Annotated in this window: 15 protein-coding genes; 8 read left to right on the forward strand and 7 right to left on the reverse strand. The window is 69.8% G+C overall.

Annotated features, from left to right (window positions below):
- Positions 1 to 122: 122 nt before the first annotated feature.
- The 5 genes from VNT59_RS09425 to VNT59_RS09445 are packed head-to-tail and all read left to right on the forward strand — an operon-like array spanning position 123 to position 7,446.
- Positions 123 to 1,061 carry an ABC transporter permease gene (locus VNT59_RS09425; RefSeq protein WP_325498077.1) on the forward strand — a complete coding sequence of 313 codons (939 nt, stop codon included), beginning with the start codon at positions 123 to 125 and terminating at the stop codon, positions 1,059 to 1,061.
- The gene (locus VNT59_RS09430; protein WP_325498078.1) at positions 1,058 to 2,164 is read left to right on the forward strand and encodes an ABC transporter permease; all 1,107 of its coding nucleotides are present in this window, start codon (positions 1,058 to 1,060) and stop codon (positions 2,162 to 2,164) included. The genes VNT59_RS09425 and VNT59_RS09430 overlap by 4 nt, the downstream gene beginning before the upstream one ends.
- 10 nt (positions 2,165 to 2,174) lie before the next feature.
- Positions 2,175 to 3,866: a dipeptide ABC transporter ATP-binding protein gene (locus tag VNT59_RS09435; protein ID WP_325498079.1), complete on the forward strand. Its 1,692-nt coding sequence runs from the start codon at positions 2,175 to 2,177 to the stop codon at positions 3,864 to 3,866.
- Positions 3,863 to 5,683, forward strand: a complete 1,821-nt coding sequence (locus VNT59_RS09440) for a S8 family serine peptidase (RefSeq protein WP_325498080.1) — start codon at positions 3,863 to 3,865, stop codon at positions 5,681 to 5,683. The genes VNT59_RS09435 and VNT59_RS09440 overlap by 4 nt, the downstream gene beginning before the upstream one ends.
- On the forward strand, positions 5,680 to 7,446 hold the full coding sequence (locus VNT59_RS09445) for a DUF885 domain-containing protein (protein WP_325498081.1): 1,767 nt from the start codon (positions 5,680 to 5,682) through the stop codon (positions 7,444 to 7,446). The genes VNT59_RS09440 and VNT59_RS09445 overlap by 4 nt, the downstream gene beginning before the upstream one ends.
- A 221-nt stretch (positions 7,447 to 7,667) precedes the next feature.
- Here the strand turns inward: VNT59_RS09445 and VNT59_RS09450 are convergent, their stop codons facing one another.
- The 6 genes from VNT59_RS09450 to VNT59_RS09475 all read right to left on the reverse strand — a co-directional run bounded on the left by VNT59_RS09450 (position 7,668) and on the right by VNT59_RS09475 (position 15,238).
- Positions 7,668 to 8,675: a class 1 fructose-bisphosphatase gene (locus VNT59_RS09450; RefSeq protein WP_325498082.1), complete on the reverse strand. Its 1,008-nt coding sequence runs from the start codon at positions 8,673 to 8,675 to the stop codon at positions 7,668 to 7,670.
- 25 nt (positions 8,676 to 8,700) lie between these two features.
- Positions 8,701 to 11,355, reverse strand: coding sequence for an aminopeptidase N (gene pepN, locus VNT59_RS09455; protein WP_325498083.1), 2,655 nt, complete (start codon positions 11,353 to 11,355; stop codon positions 8,701 to 8,703).
- On the reverse strand, positions 11,345 to 12,016 hold the full coding sequence (locus tag VNT59_RS09460; RefSeq protein ID WP_325498084.1) for an HAD family phosphatase: 672 nt from the start codon (positions 12,014 to 12,016) through the stop codon (positions 11,345 to 11,347). The genes pepN and VNT59_RS09460 overlap by 11 nt, the downstream gene beginning before the upstream one ends.
- 70 nt (positions 12,017 to 12,086) lie before the next feature.
- Positions 12,087 to 13,191, reverse strand: a protein-coding gene (prfB, locus tag VNT59_RS09465) for a peptide chain release factor 2 (RefSeq protein ID WP_325498085.1) whose coding sequence is annotated in 2 segments (ribosomal slippage) — positions 12,087 to 13,109 and positions 13,111 to 13,191 — 1,104 coding nt in all. Because the reading frame shifts where the segments join, the coding sequence is not laid out codon by codon here.
- A gap of 100 nt (positions 13,192 to 13,291) precedes the next feature.
- A complete protein-coding gene (locus VNT59_RS09470) occupies positions 13,292 to 14,209 on the reverse strand; it encodes a hypothetical protein (protein ID WP_325498086.1) in 918 nt (305 codons plus the stop codon).
- A gap of 123 nt (positions 14,210 to 14,332) precedes the next feature.
- Entirely contained in the window at positions 14,333 to 15,238 is a 906-nt protein-coding gene (locus VNT59_RS09475) for an alpha/beta hydrolase (RefSeq protein ID WP_325498087.1), read from the reverse strand.
- A gap of 25 nt (positions 15,239 to 15,263) precedes the next feature.
- On the opposite strand from VNT59_RS09475, the gene VNT59_RS09480 reads away from it, so the two are divergent.
- The gene (locus VNT59_RS09480) at positions 15,264 to 17,288 is read left to right on the forward strand and encodes an acyl-CoA synthetase (protein WP_325498088.1); all 2,025 of its coding nucleotides are present in this window, start codon (positions 15,264 to 15,266) and stop codon (positions 17,286 to 17,288) included.
- Here the strand turns inward: VNT59_RS09480 and VNT59_RS09485 are convergent.
- On the reverse strand, positions 17,282 to 18,016 hold the full coding sequence (locus VNT59_RS09485; RefSeq protein ID WP_325498089.1) for a DNA-formamidopyrimidine glycosylase family protein: 735 nt from the start codon (positions 18,014 to 18,016) through the stop codon (positions 17,282 to 17,284). The genes VNT59_RS09480 and VNT59_RS09485 overlap by 7 nt on opposite strands.
- A 69-nt stretch (positions 18,017 to 18,085) precedes the next feature.
- On the opposite strand from VNT59_RS09485, the gene VNT59_RS09490 reads away from it, so the two are divergent.
- Both VNT59_RS09490 and VNT59_RS09495 read left to right on the forward strand, forming a co-directional pair.
- Positions 18,086 to 19,144, forward strand: coding sequence for an aldo/keto reductase (locus VNT59_RS09490; RefSeq protein ID WP_325498090.1), 1,059 nt, complete (start codon positions 18,086 to 18,088; stop codon positions 19,142 to 19,144).
- A 169-nt stretch (positions 19,145 to 19,313) separates the two neighbouring features.
- The gene (locus VNT59_RS09495; RefSeq protein ID WP_325498091.1) at positions 19,314 to 19,805 is read left to right on the forward strand and encodes an aminoacyl-tRNA deacylase; all 492 of its coding nucleotides are present in this window, start codon (positions 19,314 to 19,316) and stop codon (positions 19,803 to 19,805) included.
- Positions 19,806 to 19,817: the final 12 nt, after the last annotated feature.

The raw sequence follows: 19,817 nt of genomic DNA on the forward strand, positions 1-19,817 counted from the left end.
TTGGAAACACCAATACGGGAAACTTGAAGCCCCAAGCATAATGCCCGCCCTGAAGCCTGCCACGAGCGGTTTCCCCTAAGGCGCCGCACCCAGCGCGCCCGAGGGACCCAAGAAAGCCCTGGATGTTCTCTTACCTGTTGCGGCGGATCCTGCAGATGATCCCCACCCTCGCCGGCGTGATCCTGCTGGTGTTCTTCCTGTTCAAGTACTTCGGGGGCGACCCCGCCGAGATCCTCGGCGGCCTGCAGGCCTCGGCCGCGCAGGTCGAATCGATCCGCAACCAGCTGGGGCTGAACAAGCCGGTGACCGAGCAGCTGTGGCTGTTCGTCGTCAAGGTCGCCACCTTCGACTGGGGCCGCAGCTGGGCGACCAACGAGGCGGTCTCCAGCATCTTCGTCACGCGGCTGCCGGCGACGCTGACGATCATGATCCCGATCCTGGTGCTGGAAGTGGGGCTCGCCATCGCCGCCGGCATGGCGGTGGCCTACGTGCGCGGCAGCCTCACCGACCGGGCGGTGATGATCATCTCGACGGTGGCGCTGTCCATCAGCTTCCTGGTCTACGTGATCGTCGGCCAGTACGTCTTCGCCTTCCGGCTCGGCTGGTTCCCGGTGCAGGGCTGGAGCCACAGCGTCTGGACCAACCTCGCCGTGTACGCCCCCCTGCCCGTGTTGCTGGCGGTGCTGGTCAGCCTGGCGCCGCAGACCCGGCTGTACCGCAGCTTCTTCCTCGACGAGATCGGCCAGGACTACGTGCGCACGGCGCGCGCCAAGGGCGTGGCCGAGCGCACCATCCTGTTCAAGCACGTGCTGCGCAACGCGATGATCCCGATCCTGACCAACGTCGCGACGCAGCTGCCTGGCGTCTTCATCGGCTCGTTCCTGATCGAAGTCTTCTTCTCGGTGCCGGGACTCGGCCGCGAGGTGTACCAGGCGGTGGGCCGCAGCGACTACCCCGTGATCCAGGCGGTGACGGTCTACCTGGCGGCGCTGACCATGGTGATCAACCTGATCACCGACGTCCTGTACAAGTTCGCCGACCCGCGGGTGGTGCTCAAATGAGCGCGGCGCCGCCCCTGGCGAAAGCCACTCCCGATCTGCTGCCGGCCGGCGCCGCCGGCCCGGTGCTGGCCGCCTTGCCGCGTTCGCCCGGCGTGTGGGCGCAGGCCTGGGCCCGGCTGCGCGCCGACCGCGTCGGCATGATCTCGCTGGTGGTCGTCGTCGCCTTCCTGGTGATGGTGCTGGCGGCGCAGGTCGGCCTGCTGGCTGCCGGCTGGCAGAAGGAAACGGGCGAACCGTTCGCGCCGCCGCACGTGGTCGGCGCCGACGCCCGCGAGCAGGCGGCGGTGAAGGAAGCGCAGCCGCCCAACGTCGACCTCTCCGACATCGACCCGCTCGCCCCGCGCTATCCGGAATGGAACAAGCGCGCGGCCGAAGTGAAGACGGTGGTGGAGCACAAGTCGCAGACGCTGCCCTTCGGCGCCGACCGGCTGGGCCGCGACGTGCTGGACAAGGCGATCAAGGGCGCGCAGGTGTCGATCCTGGTGGGCATCGCTGCGGCCCTGCTGGCCACCCTGATCGGCACGGTGCTCGGCGCCGTCGGCGGCTATTTCGGGGGCAGGGCCGGCGACCTGCTGGAGTGGGTCTACAACGTCTTCACCTCGGTGCCGTACATCCTGCTGATCTTCGCCCTGGCGGCGGTGTTCAAGTCGGGGCCGCTGGCCAAGCACTTTTCCAGCGGCATCGCCCCGGTGGTGATCATCCTGGGCGTGGTCGGCTGGACCGGCATCTACCGGCTGGTGCGGGCGGAGTACATGAAGCACCGTTCGCGCGAGTACGTGCGGGCGGCCGAGGCGATCGGCGCCGGCCATGCCGCGCGCATGTTCGGCCACATCCTGCCCAACGTGAGCCACGTGATCCTGGTGCAGCTGAGCCTGCACGTGGTGGGCTTCATCAAGGCCGAAGTGATCCTGTCGTTCCTGGGCATGGGCGTGCCGATCGACATGGTCAGCTGGGGCACGATGCTGGCCGAGGCCCAGACCGAGCTGGTGCTGGGCAAGTGGTGGCAGCTGGCCACCGCGACCTTCTTCATGGCCACCTTCGTGACCGCGTTCGCGCTGCTGACCGATGCGCTGCGCGACGCGATGGACCCGAAACTGCGTTGACGAGGACACGATGACATCCCTGATCGAAGTGCGGGACCTGCGCGTGTCCTTCCGCCTGGGCCGGGAAACCCACGAGGCCGTGCGCGGCGTGAGTTTCGACATCCCCGCCAGCGCCAGCGTGGCGCTGGTGGGCGAATCCGGCAGCGGCAAGAGCGTCAGCGCCATGAGCATCGTGCGGCTGCTGCCCGAGAACGCCATCGTCGACGCCGCCAGCCGCGTCCTCTACCAGGGCCGCGACCTGCTGCGGGCCAGCCAGGAGGACATGCGCGGGCTGCGCGGCAAGGACATCTCGGTGGTGTTCCAGGAGCCGATGAGCTCGCTCAATCCGGTCTTCACGGTCGGCGAGCAGATCGCCGAGGTGCTGCGGATCCACGCCGGCCTGTCGGCGCGGCAGGCGCGCGAGCGCACGCTGGACCTGCTCAACGAAGTCGGCATCCCCGAGCCGCGGGCCCGGCTGGACGCCTATCCGCACGAGCTCTCCGGCGGCCAGCAGCAGCGCGTGATGATCGCGATGGCGATCGCGTGCGAGCCCAAGCTGCTGATCGCCGACGAGCCGACCACGGCGCTGGACGTCACGGTGCAGCGCCAGATCGTCGACCTGCTGGCGCGGCTGCAGGAGCGCCAGAAAATGAGCATCCTGTTCATCAGCCACGACCTGGCGCTGGTGGGGGAGGTGGCCAGCAACGTCATCGTGATGCGCCACGGCGAGGTGCGCGAAGCCGGGCCGATCGCCGAGGTGTTCCGCGCGCCCAGGGACGCCTACACGCGGGCGCTGCTGGCCTGCCGGCCGCGCCTGGACTCGCGGCCGCGCCGGCTGCCGGTGATCGACGACATCGTCAACGGCCGCCCGCTCGTGACCGAGCAGCGCAGTCCGGTGCCGGTGACCGGCGCCCCGCTGATCGAGGTGGCCGGCCTGCGCAAGGCCTACCGCCTGAAGGAGGGCCTGTTCAAGCGCCGCGAGATCGAAGCCGTCAAGCAGGCGGACTTCGTGCTGCACAAGGGACGCACGCTCGGCGTGGTGGGCGAATCGGGCTCGGGCAAGACGACCATCGGCATGATGCTGACGCGCCTCACGCCGGCCAGCGCGGGCCGCATCATGTTCGAAGGCGCCGACCTGGCGACATTACACGGCGGCGAGCTGCAGCCGTACCGCCGCCGCATCCAGATCATCTTCCAGAACCCCTACGCCAGCCTGAATCCGCGCTTCACCGTGGGCCAGATCCTGATGGAGCCGATGCGCATCCACGGCATCGGCGCGACCGAGGACGACCGGGCCCGGCTGGCCCTGAACTGGCTGGACAAGGTGGGCCTGCCGGCGGCAGCCTTCGGCAAGTATCCGCACGAGTTCTCCGGCGGCCAGCGCCAGCGCATCGCCATCGCGCGCTGCCTGACCATGCAGCCGGAGATCATCGTCTGCGACGAGAGCGTCAGCGCGCTCGACGTCAGCGTGCAGGCCACGGTGCTGAACCTGCTGCTGGACCTGCAGGAGGAGTTCGGCCTCACCTACGTCTTCATCAGCCACGACCTGGCGGTGGTGAAGTACATGGCCGACGACATCCTGGTCATGAGCCGCGGCGAGATCGTGGAGCGGGGGGCGTCCGAGGAGATCTACCGCCATCCGCGCCATCCGTACACGCAGCAGCTGCTGGCCGCGATCCCGCGCGGCGACGTGCACGCAGCCGCCGTGGCGGGGGCCGCATGAAGGCGCGCTGGACACTGGCGCTGGGCGCGCTGGCGCTGGCCACCGCCTGCACCCAGGCGCCCAAGCGCGTGGACAGGGCCGACGACCTGCCGCGTTTCAGCTACGCGGTGCCCGGCGAGCTGGAGCCGGTGGTGCGCGACCCGGCCCGGTTCGCGCCGCTGGCCGCGCAGCTGCGGCGCGACGTCGAGGGCATGCTGGCGCAGTACGACATCGCCGAACGCGCGACGCGCCGCCGCTGGCTCGGCGTGCTGGTGCAGCTGGACCTGCTGGAGGGCCGCTACGACGAGGCGCTGCGGCGCTCGGCGCTGGTGCGCGAGCTGCAGGAAAAACCGGCCGACAAGCTGCTCTCCGGCCTGACGGTGCGGGCGATCGCGGCGGCCGTGCAGCGCACCGGCGGCCGCGGCTCGCCGGCGTACGCCGCCGAGGTGGCCCGCTTCGTCGACGAAGAGCTCGAGCGCCTGCCGTACCCGGTGGTCCGCAACGAGGTGATGAGCGCCAAGGCCGGCATCGAGACCCTCGGCGAGGCCCTCGCGCTCGGGCGCGTGCGCACGGTGCTGCAGCCGGTGGCGCAGGCCCAGGGCTCGCTCAGCTCGGACCTGGCGCCCACGCTGGTGTCGGCGCGCTACCTGCTGGAATACATGCTGCCCCTGAAGCAGCCGCTGGTGGACGCCTACGCCCGCTACCTGGCGCGCCATCGCGTCGACAAGCCCGACATCTGGGCCGCGCGCGAAGCCGTGCTGCCGGCCGCCCCGGCGCTGGCGCCGGTGACGATCGTGGTGTGGGACAGCGGCGTCGACACCGCGCTGTTTCCGGGCCGCGTGGTGATGGATGGCGGCCAGCCGGCCCTGGTGGCCTTCGACCTGCACGGCCGGCCGGCCACGCAGCCGCTCAAGCCGATCCCGGCGTCGATGGCGAACCGGCTGCCGGCCATGCTCGCGCGCAGCAAGGGCCTGTCGGACCTGCAGGCGAACATCGACAGCGCCGAGGCCGCCGCGGTGCGCCAGCAGCTGTCGAACCTGCAGCCGCAGCAATACCGGTCGGTGCTGGAGGAGATGCGGCTGGCCAGCGTCTACCAGCACGGCACCCACGTCGCCGGCATCGCGATGGCCGGCAATCCGGCGGCACGGGTCGCCAACGCCCGCATCGAGTTCGGCCACACCTTGCGGCCCGACCCCTGCCCGAGCGCGGAGCTGGCGCAGCGCATCGCCGACAACTTCGCCGGCTATGCGCGCTTCATCCGGCAGACCGGCGCGCGGGTGGTCAACATGAGCTGGAGCGAGAGCCTGCGCTCGATCGAAGGCGAGCTGGAGCAGTGCGGCATCGGCGCCGACGCCGGCGCGCGCCGGGCGACGGCGCGCCGCTATTTCGACCTGCAGCGGCAGGCGCTGGCGGCGGCGATCGCCTCGTTGCCCGATGTGCTGTTCGTCGCCGCGGCCGGCAACTCGGCCAACGATCCGACGTTCAACGAGTCGTTTCCCTCCAGCCTGGTGCTGCCGAACCTGGTGACGGTGGGCGCGGTGGACCAGGCCGGCGACGAGGCCGCGTTCACCAGTTACGGGCCGACGGTGCTGCTGCACGCCAACGGCTACCAGGTCCCGAGCGTGGTGCCGGGCGGCGGCCGGGTCGCGTTTTCCGGCACCTCGATGGCCGCGCCCCAGGTGGCGAACCTGGCCGCGAAGATGTTCGCGGTGCGGCCCTCGCTCACGCCGGCCGAGGCGATCGCGATCATGCGCCGCACGGCCGACCGCACCGACGATGGCCGGCGCACGCTGATCCACCCGGCTCGGGCGCTGGCGGCCATCGGGTCGCGGCCGTGAGGCGGCTGCTGGCCGCCGCCGCGCTGGCGCTGTCGCTCGCGGCGCCGGCGGCGGCCGCTGCCGATGCGCAGGAGGCGGCGGCGCTGCACGCCCTGTTCCAGCGGCATTGGGAAGAGCTGGCTCGCCGCTTCCCGGAGGACGCCACCCAGCGCGGCGACCTGCGCTACAACGACCGCTTCGCCGACCAGACGCCCGAGGCGATCGCCGCCTGGGACGCCCGCAGCCGCGAATGGCTGCGCGAGGCGCAGGCGATCCGCCCCGAGCGGCTCGGCCGGGCCGACCAGCTGTCGCGCGAACTGTTCATCGGCCAGCTCGAGCGGCAGGTGCAGCAGCAGGCGTTTCCCGGCTACCGCACGCTGGTGGTCGGGGCGCTCGGCGGCGTGCAGAGCGACTTCGCGGACCTGATGCGGGTGGTCCCGGTGGGCACCTCGGCGCAGGTGGAACAACTGCTGCAGCGCATCGCCAGCTACCCGGCGCTGGTCGAGCAGGAAATCGCGAAGATGCGGCGCGGCGCGGCCCTGGGCTGGGTGTCGTCGCGGCCGGTGCTCCGGCGCGCCCTGGCGCAGATCGACGAACAGCTCGCCGCGCCGCTGGCGTCCAGCCCCTACACCGAGCCGTTCCGGCGCCTGGGCGCGGACATCCCGGCTGCGCAGCGCGCCGCGCTGCAGGCCCGCGGCGAGCAGGCGGTGCAGGCGCAGGTGCTGCCGGCGATGGGCCGGCTGCGGGCCTTCCTCGCCGGCGAGTACGCGCAGCAGGCGCCGGCCGGCGGGGCGATGCGCGACTATCCAGACGGCGCGCGCGTCTACGAATTCCTGGTGCGCCGGCAGACGACGACGGCGCTTTCCGCGGCCGAGATCCACGAGATGGGCCAGCGCGAACTCGCCCGCATCCGCGCCGAAATGGACGGCGTGCTGCGGCAGGTGAACTTCGATGGCGGCTTTGCCGACTTCGTGCGCTTCCTGAACACCGACGCGCGGTTCTTCCACCGCTCACCCGAGGAATTGCTGGACGGCTACCGCGCGGTCGCCAAACGCATCGACGCCGAACTGCCGCGCCTGTTCGCGCAGTTGCCGCGCGCGCCGTACGGCGTGCGCGCCATGCCGGCGTTCCAGGGGCCCGACGCGGCGGAGTACTACAACGGGCCGGCGCGCGACGGCAGCCGGGCCGGCTACTTCAACGCCAACACGGTGGGCTGGCGCACCCGGCCGAAGTGGAAGATGGCGACGCTCACCGCGCACGAAGCCGTGCCGGGCCACCACCTGCAGATCGCGCGCGGGCAGGAGCTCGAGGGGCTGCCCGAGTTCCGGCGGCAAGGCGGGTACAACGCGTTCGTCGAGGGCTGGGCCGTCTACGCCGAGACGCTGGGCCGCGAGATCGGCCTCTACGAGGACCCGTACAGCCTCTTCGGGCATCTGCAATGGCAGGCGTTCCGCGCCGCGCGGCTGGTGGCCGACACCGGCATCCACCACCTCGGCTGGAGCCGCGAGCGGACCATCGAGTTCATGGTGGAGCGCACCGGCATGGACCGCGGTTTCGTCACGTCGGAAGTGGACCGCTACACCTCGATCCCGGGCCAGGCGCTGGGCTACATGGTGGGCAAGCTGAAGATCGCCGAACTGCGGGAGCGGGCGCAGCAGCGGCTGGGGCCGCGCTTCGACCTGCGGCGCTTCCACAACGCCGTGATCGACCAGGGCGCGCTGCCGCTGGACGTGCTGGAGCGGGTGATCGAGGACTGGATCGCGCGGGAGTTGGTTCGCGGGTAACCCAACGGCCACAAAACCCGACAGCCGAACGCAGAGGGCGCAGCGGTCCGCAGAGGACGCCAAAGAACAGCCGAAGGAATGTCTTGGGTGTGCAGCCAATCGGCTGCGACCAGGCGCCGCGCGGAACCCATTGCCAACGGCTTTTTCTGCGCTCTTGGCGTACTTTTGCGCCCTCTGCGTTCGGCTGTTGGGTTACCGGCCGTCGGGTTGCCAGGCAAGCGTCACTGCTTGTGGTACGACGTGACCCGCTCGACCTCGTTCTTGCTGCCCAGGATCACCGACACCCGCTCGTGCAGCTTGGACGGCTGGATGTCCAGGATGCGCTGCATGCCGTTGGTCGCGGCGCCGCCGGCCTGCTCGATCAGCCACCCCATCGGGTTGGCTTCGTACATCAGGCGCAGCTTGCCGGGCTTTTCCGGCTCGCGCTTGTCCCAGGGGTACATGAAGATCCCCCCGCGCGTCAGGATGCGGTGCACGTCGGCCACCATCGAGGCGATCCAGCGCATGTTGAAGTCCTTGCCGCGCGGGCCTTCCCGGCCGGCCAGGCATTCGTCGATGTAGCGGCGCACCGGCGGCGCCCAGTGCCGCATGTTGCTCATGTTGATCGCGAACTCGCGGGTGTCCTCGGGGATGCGCAGGTTCTCCTGCACCAGGACGAACGAACCCTGCTCGCGATCGAGCGTGAACTCGGCCACGCCGTCGCCCACGGTCAGCACCAGCGTGGTCTGCGGCCCGTACACGCAGTAGCCGGCGGCCACCTGCCGGCTGCCCGGCTGCAGGAAGTCCTGCTCGGTCACGCCGGGGTGCCCTTCGGGCTTTTTCAGCACGCTGAAGATGGTGCCGATGCTGACGTTGACGTCGATGTTGCTGGAGCCGTCGAGCGGATCGAACAGCAGCAGGTACTCGCCTTGCGGGTAGCGGTTGGGCACCACGTAGATGCCTTCCATTTCCTCGCTGGCCATGGCGGCCAGGTGGCCGCCCCATTCGTTGGCCTCGATCAGCACCTCGTTGGCGATGATGTCCAGCTTCTTCTGCATCTCGCCTTGCACGTTCTCGCTGCCGGCGACGCCCAGGATGTCGCCCACCGCCCCCTTGTTGACGGCCTGGCTGATGCGCTTGCAGGCGCGGGCCACCACTTCGATCAGCAGGCGCAGCTGGCCGGGGATCAGGCCGTCGACGCGCTGCTGCTCGACCAGGTAGCGGGTCAGTGAAATTCGCTGGGGGGTCATCGGTGGTCTCCTGCCGGCACTGTACTCAATCCGCGAGCGCGCGGGTGACCACCTCGCGCACGTCGTTGCTCAGGTCGGGGCGCGCCGCCACCCGCGCGATCGCCTCGCGCGCGGCGCCGCGCAGCGGCTCGGCGAGCTTCTTCCAGCGGTCCAGCGCCCGCGCCAGCCGCGCCGCCACCTGCGGGTTGATCGCGTCGAGCTCGAGCACCCGATCGCTCCAGAACACGTAGCCGGCCGCATCCGGCCGGTGAAAGCCGCCCGGGTTGGCGCTGCAGTAGCTGAAGATCACGCTGCGCGCGCGGTTCGGGTTGCGGATGTTGAAGTCGGCGTGGTTCATGAGCTGCCTGACGGCCGGCAGCACGTTGCCGCCGCGGTCGGGCGCGCCGGCCTGCAGCGCGAACCACTTGTCCAGCACCAGCGCCTCGTCCTTGAACATCGCGTGGAAGCGCTGCAGCGCCGGCGCCGCCAGCTCGTGGCCCGAGGTCACGAGGGCTGCCAGGGCGTTGAAGCGGTCCGTCATGTTGCCGGCGTCCTTGAAGCGCTGGTAGGCCTTGCCCGGCCAGACCGCGTCGCCGCTGGCGCGCGCGGCCAGGCACAGGTTGGACAGCGCCATGCCGGCCAGGGCCCGGCGGCCCGACGACACCGGCTCGGGGCGATAGGCGCCGTTTTCGCGGTGCGCCTCGAAGGCCCACTCCCAGTCGGCGAACAGCTCGCGCGCGAGCTGCTCGCGCATCGCCTCGCGCACCGCGTGGATGCGCTGCGGATCGACCGTCTCGAGCTGCTCGGCGATGTAGGTCTCGGCCGGCAGGGTCAGCACCAGTTCCTTGAAGGCGGCGTCGAGCGCCGGGTGCCGCAGGATGCCGCGCAGCGCGTCGACATAGGCGGCGTCCAGCCGGATCTCCGGCGCCGGCGTGGCGCCGCGGATGAAGGCCAGGGCGCGATTGACCGCCAGACGCTGGCCGGCTTCCCAGCGGTTGAAGGGATCGCTGTCGTGCGCCAGCAGGGCGATCAGCTGCTCGTCGCTGTAGTCGAACTCCAGGATCACCGGCGCGCTGAAGCCGCGCAGGATCGAGGGCACCGGCTCGCGGTCGATGCCCTCGAAGGTGACGGTCTCGCGCTCCTGCGTCAGCACGTGCATGCCGCTGGCCAGCTGCGCGCCGTCGGCGCCGACCAGGCCCAGGCCGATCGGGATCACGAACGGCTCCTTGGTCGGCTGGCCCGGCGTCGGCGCGCAGCTCTGCGACAGCGTGAGCCGGTAGCTGCGGGCGTCGGCGTCCCACTGGCCGGCAGCGCGCACGCGCGGCGTGCCGGCCTGGCTGTACCAGCGCTTGAACTGCTCCAGCAGGCGCGCCAGCGTCGAATCGGGATTGGCGTCGGCGATTGCCTGGGCGAAGTCGTCGCAGGTGACGGCGTGGCCGTCGTGACGCTCGAAATAGAGCTTGAGCCCGCGCGCGAAGCCTTCCCGGCCCACCAGGGTCTGCATCATGCGCACGACCTCGGCGCCTTTTTCGTAGACCGTGACGGTGTAGAAATTGTTGATCTCGAGGTACTGGTCCGGACGCACCGGATGCGCCATCGGGCCGGCGTCCTCGGGGAACTGCGCGGTGCGCAGCACGCGCACGTCCTCGATGCGCTTGACGGCGCGGGCCGAGGGCTCGCCCGCCAGGTCCTGGCTGAACTCCTGGTCGCGGAACACCGTGAGGCCTTCCTTCAGGCTCAGCTGGAACCAGTCGCGGCAGGTCACGCGGTCGCCGGTCCAGTTGTGGAAGTACTCGTGGCCCACCACCGACTCGATGTTGGCGTAGTCGGTGTCGGTCGCGGTGGCCTGGCTGGCCAGCACGTACTTCGTGTTGAAGATGTTCAGGCCCTTGTTCTCCATCGCCCCCATGTTGAAGTCGCTGGTGGCGACGATCATGAAGCGCTCCAGGTCCAGCGGCAGGCCGAACCGCGCCTCGTCCCAGGCGATCGACGCCATCAGCGAGTTCATCGCGTGCTCGGTCTTGTCCAGGTCGCCGGCGCGCACGAACACCTGCAGCAGGTGGTCCTTGCCGCCGCGCGAGCGGATGCGCTGCTCGCGTGCCACCAGCCGGCCAGCGACCAGCGCGAACAGGTAGCTGGGCTTGCGGAACGGATCGACCCACTTGGCGAAGTGCCGCCCGTCGGGCAGCTCGCCCTGGTCCACCAGGTTGCCGTTGGACAGCAGCACCGGATACCTGGCCTTGTCGGCGCGCAGCAGCACCGTGTAGCTGGCCATGACGTCGGGCCGGTCCAGGAAGTAGGTGATGCGGCGGAAGCCCTCGGCCTCGCACTGGGTGAAGAACGAGTCGTTGCTGACGTACAGGCCCATCAGCTTGGTGTTCTTCGCCGGCTGGCAGGTGGTGAGGATCTCCAGCTCGAACGGATCGCCGCCCTCGGGCAGGTTCTCCAGCACCAGCTGGTTGCCGTCCAGCTTGAAGGACGTGCCCTGGCCGTTGACCAGGACCCGGGCCAGGTTCAGTTCCTCGCCGTCCAGGCGCAGCGGCTGCGCGGCGGCGTCGAGGTTGCGCCGCACCTTCATCCGGTTCAGCACCCGGGTCTTGGCCGGATCGAGGTCGAAGCACAGCTCCACCGCGTCGATCCAGAAGCCGGGCGCCTGGTAGTCGGCGCGATGGATCACGTTGTTCTGGCCTTCACGCAGCATGGAGGGTCTCCAGGAAATTCTTGGTCTTGAGTTCGTCGTAGTCGCGCACCTGCGCCACCACGTGGGGGCCCGCCAGTTCTCCGGCGGAATGGGTCGTGCAGATGGCGACGGCGCGCATGCCCGCGCGGCGCGCCGCCTCGATGCCGAACGGCGCGTCCTCGAACACGATGCAGCGCGCCGGCGGCACCTGCACGCGGCGGGCGGCCTCGAGGAAGAGGGCGGGGTCGGGCTTGCCGGGCAGACCCTCGTCGCCGCCCACGATCGCATGCGGCGGCGGCTCGAGCCGCAGCCGCGACAGCACGAAGGCGATGTTGTGGCGGTCGCCCGCGGTCGCCACGGCGACCTTCAGGCCGCGCCGCGCCGCCGCGGCGGCGAAGGAGCGGAAGCCCGCCACCTCGCGGAACACCGGCGCGAACAGGTCGCGGTAGATCGCCTCCTTCTCGTCGGCCAGGACGCGCGCCTCGTCCTCGGCCAGCGGCCGCTCGAAGATCTCGCGCATGCACTCGACGCCGGTGCGGCCGGTGGTGCGGCGCAGGATCTCGGCGACGTCAAGGGCGATGCCGTGGCGGCGGGCGAATTCCTCCCAGCTCCTGGCATGCACCGGCATGGAGTCGACCATGGTCCCGTCCATGTCGAACAGAATGGCCCCCACGGTCGTCACTGCGCGTCCTCCCCGGTCCGGAAGGTGGCTTGCGCGGCTCGGGGCGGCCCGGCGGTGCTCGGCGCTGCGGTCATACGCCTTGCTTCAGGGACGCTTCGATGAACGCGTCCAGGTCGCCGTCCAGCACCTTCTGGGTGGCGGAGATCTCGACCCCGGTGCGCAGGTCCTTGATGCGACTGTTGTCCAGCACGTAGCTGCGGATCTGGTGGCCCCAGCCGACGTCGGTCTTGGTGTCCTCCAGCTTTTGCTGCTCTTCCATCCGCTTGCGCATCTCGTGGTCGTACAGGCGCGAGCGCAGGCGCTTCCAGGCGACGTCTCGGTTGCTGTGCTGGCTGCGGCTGTCCTGGCACTGGACCACGATGCCGGTCGGCATGTGCGTCAGGCGCACCGCCGAATCGGTCTTGTTGATGTGCTGGCCGCCGGCGCCGCTGGCGCGGTAGGTGTCGACCCGCACGTCGGCCGGGTTGATGTCGATCTCGATCGAATCGTCGATCTCGGGATAGACGAACACGCTGGCGAAGCTGGTGTGGCGCCCGCCCGAGGAGTCGAACGGCGACTTGCGCACCAGGCGGTGCACGCCGGTCTCGGTGCGCAGCAGGCCGTAGGCGTACTCGCCCTCGACCTTGATGGTGGCGCTCTTGATGCCGGCGGTGTCGCCCGGCGTCTCGTCCTCGACGGTGCTCCTGAACCCCTTGCGTTCGGCGTACTTCAGGTACTGGCGCAGCAGCATGCTGGCCCAGTCGCAGGCCTCGGTCCCGCCGGCACCGGCCTGGATGTCCAGGAAGCAGTTGAGCGGGTCGGCCGGCTTGTTGAACATCCGGCGGAACTCCAGCGCTTCCACGTCCTTGGCGAGCTTGCCGGCTTCGCTTTCGATGGTGGCGAGGCCGGCTTCGTCGCCTTCCTCCTTGCTCATCTCGAACAGCTCGAGGTTGTCACCGAGCTCGCGCGTGAGGTTGGACAGCATGACGACCACGTCGTCGAGCTGCTTCTTTTCCTTGCCCAGTTCCTGGGCCTTCTTGGGGTCGTTCCAGACCTGCGGGTCTTCCAGCGACGCGTTGACGGTTCTCAGGCGCTCCGATTTGGCATCGAAGTCAAAGATACCCCCGAAGGGCGGCGGTCCGGGCGGCGAGGTCGGCCAGCTGCGTGCCGATCTGATTGATGCGTTCTGCTTCCATGGCGATTCGTTGTAGTGAACCGACCATTTTCTCACGACGGCAGCTCGGCAGCTCGGCTGCCGGCGCCGGGGCCCGGCGCGGGCGCCGGGACCGGGCTTTGTTACTTGAAGGCGCCCAGCTTGGTCTGCGCGCTGCGGTTGCCCAGCGTGGCGGCGCGCTCCAGCCACTTGACGGCCTGGGTGGCGTCGCGCGGCACGGTCACGCCCTCGAGGTAGGCGATGCCCAGGAAGTAGCTCATCTCGCCGCGGCCGAACTTGATGCCGTCCGCCGTCGATTTGCCCGAGCGCTTGACCACGCTCGGCACGTCGCCCTGGCCGTTGGCGTAGGCATGCATCTTCTGGACGATCGTGGCGAAGAACTGGTCGCGCGAGCGGCCCGCCGACTGCTTGTCCTGCTGCGTGGCCACCAGCTCGTCGGCCAGCACCGGCAGCGCCTCGAACGGCGTCATGCCGGCCGCCATCTTGTTGGAGTACCAGGCGCGCAGCATCACCTTGTCGAGCGGCAGCAGGCCGTCGATCTTCCAGGGGAAGTAGCTGAGCACGGTCTGGCCGGCGGGGTGGCCGCGCACGCCCATCACGTGCATCGACTCGTGGTAGGCGCAGCGCCAGGCGTCCTTCTCGCGCATCTGCACCGTGGCGCTGTCGATCCGGGTCTCGGTGCGGAAGTCCAGGTAGGTCACGCAGGGCTGGTTGTCTTCCAGCTGGTTGTCGGCGGTGATCTCGACGCTGAGGTTGGCGAGCTGCTCGGCTTGCGGCAGGTCGGTGACGTCGGTCAGCTTGACGCCGGCGATCGAGGTCACCTCGCGCAGCGCCTGCAGCGTGTGTTCGCGGTGGGCGCCGACGTTGACCCCGCCGATCCGCACGCGGATGTCGTTCTCCCAGCGGACGATCCTGGTCGGCGTGCCGCTTTGGTGCCACAGCACCTCCCACAAGGTGGCAAGGCCTTGATCGAACTCATCCGCAAGCGCGGCCGTCGGCAGCAGCACGCCAAGACACAGTCCCCAACAGATCCGTCGCATCCGTCACCTCGCACACACCTGGTGACAGCAGTCTGACGTAGGACGGTTCCTACCTCAAGCGCTGTTACTTCTTGAGCTGGTGGCGGCACAACACATCGGTAATTTTTCGCGCGGATGCTGCATTCACGCTGCCAGGAAGGCTTCGACGAGGCCGGCGAGCAGCTGAGGTTGATCGTGATGCACCATGTGGCCGGCGTCGGACACGACCTCGACCCTGACGTCGGACAGGACCGTCAACCGTTGGTGGTACTCGTCGAGGCTGTACTTGCCGCGCCACCAGCCCGCGAGGCTGTCCTCGGTCGTTTCGACGGCCAGCACCGGGGCGGTGATCGCCCGGTAGATCTCGAGCACCTCGTCCACGCGCGACAGCTGGGGATTGATGACCTTGTGGGCGGGGTCGCCGAGGATGCGCCAGCGGCCGCCGGCGTCGGGCCGCGCCCAGTGCTGCGTCAGCCACTGCGCCTTGTCGCGGCCAAGCCGGGCGTTGGTCTTCATCAGCCGCTGGGCCACTCCGTCGGCCGAGTCGTAGCTTTTCAGGTCCAGTTCGCCGCGGTGGAAGGCCTTGAGCTCGTCGATCCACTTGGCCAGCCGGCGCGGCGCCTGCGACGGCGTGGTCGCCGGCATCCCGAAGCCCTCCAGGTTCACCAGCCGCCGCACGCGCTGCGGCCGCACCCCCGCATACAGCATCGCGACGTTGCCGCCCATGCTGTGGCCCACCAGGTTCACCGGCCGGTCCGGCGCGTAGTGGTCGAGCAGCAGGTCGAGGTCGGCCAGATAGTCGGGAAACCAGTAGGCGTCCGTCGGCGCCGAGCGGGTGAGGCCGTAGCCGCGCCAATCCGGCGCGATCACGTGGGGGTCGCCGGCGAACGCGTCGACCATGAACTGCCAGGACGCGGCCACGTCCATCCAGCCGTGCACCATCACCAGCGGCACCTTGTCCGGTGCCGGCTCGCCCCAGACCCACACGTGGTAGTCGAGCTGGCGGATCGGGACAAACTCGCTGCGCGCGGCGTTCTTCGCTTGGTACATTCAGCCCATCATAAGGAGCCGGGCCATGAGCGCCAGTCAATGCAGGGACAACCACGCGCGCATGCACGCGGGCTTCGGCTGGCGGGTCCCGGTCGATTTCAACATCGCGCAGGCCTGCTGCACGCGCTGGGCGAACCGCGCCGATGCCGCGCAGCGCATCGCCATCCGCGCCCACGGGGTGGTCGGCGAGGCCGGTGCGCTGTCCTACCAGGCGCTGCAACAGGCCGCCGACCGGCTCAGCCATTCGCTGGCGGCGCTCGGCGTGGGCCGCGGCGACCGCGTGGCGATCGTGATGCCGCAGCGCTTCGAGACCGCGATCGCCTACATGGCCGTGTTCCAGATGGGCGCCGTCGCGATGCCGCTGTCCATGCTGTTCGGTCCCGACGCGCTGGAATACCGGCTGCGCAACGGCGAGGCGGCGGTGGCGATCTGCGACGACAGCTCGATCGGCAACGTGGCGTCGATCCGGGCGAGCTGCCCGTCGCTGCGCGCGGTCATCGGCGTCGGCGCGGCGGCGCTGCGGGCCGATCTCGACTGGCGGGCGGAACTGGACCGCCATCGCGGACGCTTTCCCGCCGTCGCCACCAGGGCCGACGACGGCGCCGTCCTGATCTACACCAGCGGCACGACCGGCCCGCCCAAGGGCGCGCTGATTCCGCACCGCGCGCTGATCGGCAACCTGCCCGGCTTCGTCTGCAGCCAGAACTGGTTCGGATTCGATCCGGGACCGGACCCGGCCAATGACTTGGCCGGGGAGGTCCCAGCCCGAATCGGGCCCTATGTGCCCGCCCCCACCCCAGCCCTCCCCGGCGAAGCCGGGGCTTCCCCGCATGTGCCCGCCCCCACCCCAGCCCTCCCCCGCACGGGGGAGGGAGCAGACACGGGCGCGACCGTGACTCCCTCCCCCTCGAGGGGGAGGGCTGGGGTGGGGGGGAGCCCCAATGCGGGCACGCGCTCGGGCGAAGCCACGAGCGCGACGCCCAGCGGCTCTGACCGGAACACGCCAGTGTTCTGGTCACCAGCCGACTGGGCGTGGACCGGCGGCCTGATGGACGCCTTGCTGCCGACGCTGTATTTCGGCTGCACGATCGTCGGCTACAACGGCCGCTTCAGCCCGGAGCTCGCCTTCGAGCTGATGCAGCAGCACCGCGTGTCGCACACCTTCCTGTTCCCGACCGCGCTGAAGGCCATGATGAAGGCGTTTCCCGAGCCCCGCCGCCGGTTCCGGCTGCAGCTGCAGGCCATCATGAGCGCCGGCGAGGCGGTGGGCGACGCGGTGTTCGGCTACTGCCGCGACCAGCTCGGCGTGGTGGTCAACGAGATGTTCGGCCAGACCGAGATCAACTATGTGGTGGGCAATTGCAGCATGGCCTGGAGCGACCCGACCGGCGGCGCGCCGGTGGTGCGGCATCCGGCGGTCGGCTGGCCGGCCCGCCCCGGCAGCATGGGACGGCCGTATCCCGGCCACCGGATCGCCGTCATCGACGACGACGGCCATGAATGCCCGGTCGGCGTGCCGGGCGACGTCGCCGTCAACCGCTACGACGTGCACGGCGATCCCGACCCGATCTTCTTTCTCGGCTACTGGCGCAACGAGGGCGCCACCCGGGCCAAGTTCACCGGCGACTGGTGCCGCACCGGCGACCTCGCCACCCGCGACGCCGACGGCTATCTCTGGTACCAGGGCCGCGCCGACGACGTGTTCAAGGCCGCCGGCTACCGCATCGGGCCGAGCGAGATCGAGAACTGCCTGGTCAAGCATCCGGCCGTGGTCAACGCCGCCGTCGTGCCCAAGCCCGACCGCGAGCGCGGCGCCGTGGTGAAGGCCTTCGTCGTCCTGGCACCGGACTACCTGGCGCGGCGCCGGACGGCGGGATTCGACGCCGAGCTGATCGCCCAGTTGCAGGCGCACGTGAAGGGCAAGCTGGCGCCCTACGAGTACCCGAAGGAGATCGAGTTCATCGACGCCCTGCCGATGACCACCACCGGCAAGGTGCAGCGGCGCGTGCTGCGGCTGCGCGAGGAGGAGCGCGCCAGGCAGGCTCAGTAGCGCACCTGGCAGTTCTCGCAGAAGAAGCTGCGCCGGTTGGTCACGCCCAGGTGCGCCTTGACCAGCGGGATGTCGCAGCGCGGGCAGATCCGCCGGGTATGCGCCAGCCAGTGCTTCTTGAGCACGAAGGCTTTCTTCCACGCCAGGAAGTCGAAGCTGTACTGGCGCGCCTCGCGCACCAGGGCCTGCAGCTGCCTGGCGGGCAACGCGCCCACCGTGGAGAGCGGGTGCACCCGGATGCGAAACAGCACCTCGTTCTTGATGATGTTGCCCACGCCGGCGAACCAGTCCTGGTTCAGCAGCGCGTCGCAGGCCAGCGTCTGCGGCGCGGCGCGCAGCCGCTTGCGTGCCAGCGCCGGGTCCCACGCGTCCGACATGACGTCGGCGCGCCAGTCGTACACCGCGTCCAGCGGCTGGTCGATGAAGCGCACCGAGCAGCTGTAGAGATTGAGCTCGGCGCCGCGGCCGAAGCCCAGCGCGAGCCGGGGCTCGCGGTCTTCCTTGCGCTCGTTGATGCGGTAGCTGCCGAACAGCAGGAAGTGGACCCGCAGCGAGAAGTCGCCGACGTCGATCAGGAAGTGCTTGCCCCAGCTGCGCAGCGCCTCGATGCGCCGCCCCTGCAGCCGCTCCTTGGCGATGCTGGTGTTGCCCGCCACGCGCAGGATCTTCCGGCCCGCGAACGGGCTGGCCTGTTCCTTGAGGATGACGATCGAAGGTCCTTCCGGCATACGCTCCCTGCACGGCCGTGCCGCGTCGGTAAGATGCTGGGCCCTGAGAACTCGAGCGTCTGTCACCACATGCAAAGAATCCGCCTCGGCCAGAGCGACCTGGACGTCACGCCCATCTGCCTGGGCACGATGACCTTCGGCGAGCAGGTCGACGAGCCCACCGCCCACGCCATCCTGGATCGCGCGCTCGAGCGCGGCATCGACTTCCTCGACACCGCGGAGATGTACGCGGTGCCGGCCCGCGCCGCCACCTTCGGCGCCACCGAGACGATCATCGGCAACTGGCTGCGCCGGCGGCCGGACGTGCGGCGCCGGATCGTGCTGGCCACCAAGGTCGCCGGCCCGTCGCGCGGCATGCCGTGGATCCGGGCCGGCAGCGGCATGACGGCCAGCGACATCGTCGCGTCGTGCGATGCCTCGCTCAAGCGCCTGAACACCGACGTCATCGACCTGTACCAGATCCACTGGCCGGAGCGCCACGTGCCGGCGTTCGGGCAGCTCTATTACGACCCGGCGAAGGAACGGTCGACGACCTCGATCCACGAGCAGCTGCTGGCGCTGGAGCAACTGGTGCGGGCGGGCAAGATCCGCCACATCGGCCTGTCCAACGAGACGCCGTATGGCGTGCACGAGTTCGTTCGGCTCGCCGAGCAGCACGGCTTGCCGCGGATCGCGACGGTGCAGAACGTGTTCTGCCTGGTGAGCCGGGCGCTGGAGAACGGCCTGGACGAGACGATGCACCGGCTGGGGGTGTCGCTGCTGGCGTATTCGCCGCTCGGCTTCGGGCTGCTCACCGGCAAGTACGACCAGTCCGGGTTCGAGGGACCGGACGCGCCGAACGGCCGGATCGCGCGGTACGAAACCGTGCGCCAGCAGCGCTGGGGCCGCCCGGACGCGCTGGCCGCGGCGCGCCGCTACAACCAGCTGGCGCGCGAGCATGGCCTGACGCCCACCAGGATGGCGCTGGCCTGGTGCTACACCAGGTGGCAGGTGGCCAGCACCATCATCGGCGTGACCTCGTTGGCCCAGCTGGACGAGGACCTGGATGTGTGGGGCACCAAGCTGTCCCCGGAAGTGCTTGCCGAAATCGACCGCATCCGCTGGGAGATCCGGGACCCGGCGCACTGAGGGGGGACAGGCAACCCAACAGCCGAACGCAAAGGACGCGAAAGCACGCAAAGGACGCAGAAGGGACAAGAGGATTTCTTGAATTCTTCTGCCTCTTCTGGCTCCCCTCTGCGTCCTCTGCGTTCGGCTGTTGGGTTTGGCTGTTGATCCCTGGAGAGACAATCCAGCCATGGCCAGGAAAGAGCATGTCAGCGAGACGCCGGCCACCGCCTTCCTCAAGGCCAACGGCGTCGAATTCACCGAGCATCCCTACCAATACCTGGAGCACGGCGGCGCGCAGCACAGCGCCAAGGTGCTCGGACTCGACCCGTTCACCGTCGTCAAGACGCTGGTGATGCAGGACGAGAAGAGCAGGCCGCTGGTCGTCCTGATGCACGGCAACCGCAAGGTGTCGACCAAGAACCTCGCGCGCCAGATCGGCGCGAAGTCGGTGGAGCCGTGCCAGCCGGAGGTCGCCAACCGCCACAGCGGCTATCTGGTGGGCGGCACCTCGCCCTTCGGCACCCGGCGCACCATGCCGGTGTTCGTCGAGGACACCATCCTCGCGCTGCCGCGGATCGTCCTGAACGGCGGCCGCCGCGGCTACCTGGTGGGCATCGATCCGCAGGTGTGCGTGCGCCTGCTGGCCGCCAGGCCGGTGCATTGCGCCATCGAAGAGTAGCGCTGGCAAAAT

The sequence above is a fragment of the Ramlibacter sp. genome, assembly GCF_035554825.1.
Taxonomy (GTDB): domain Bacteria; phylum Pseudomonadota; class Gammaproteobacteria; order Burkholderiales; family Burkholderiaceae_C; genus Ramlibacter.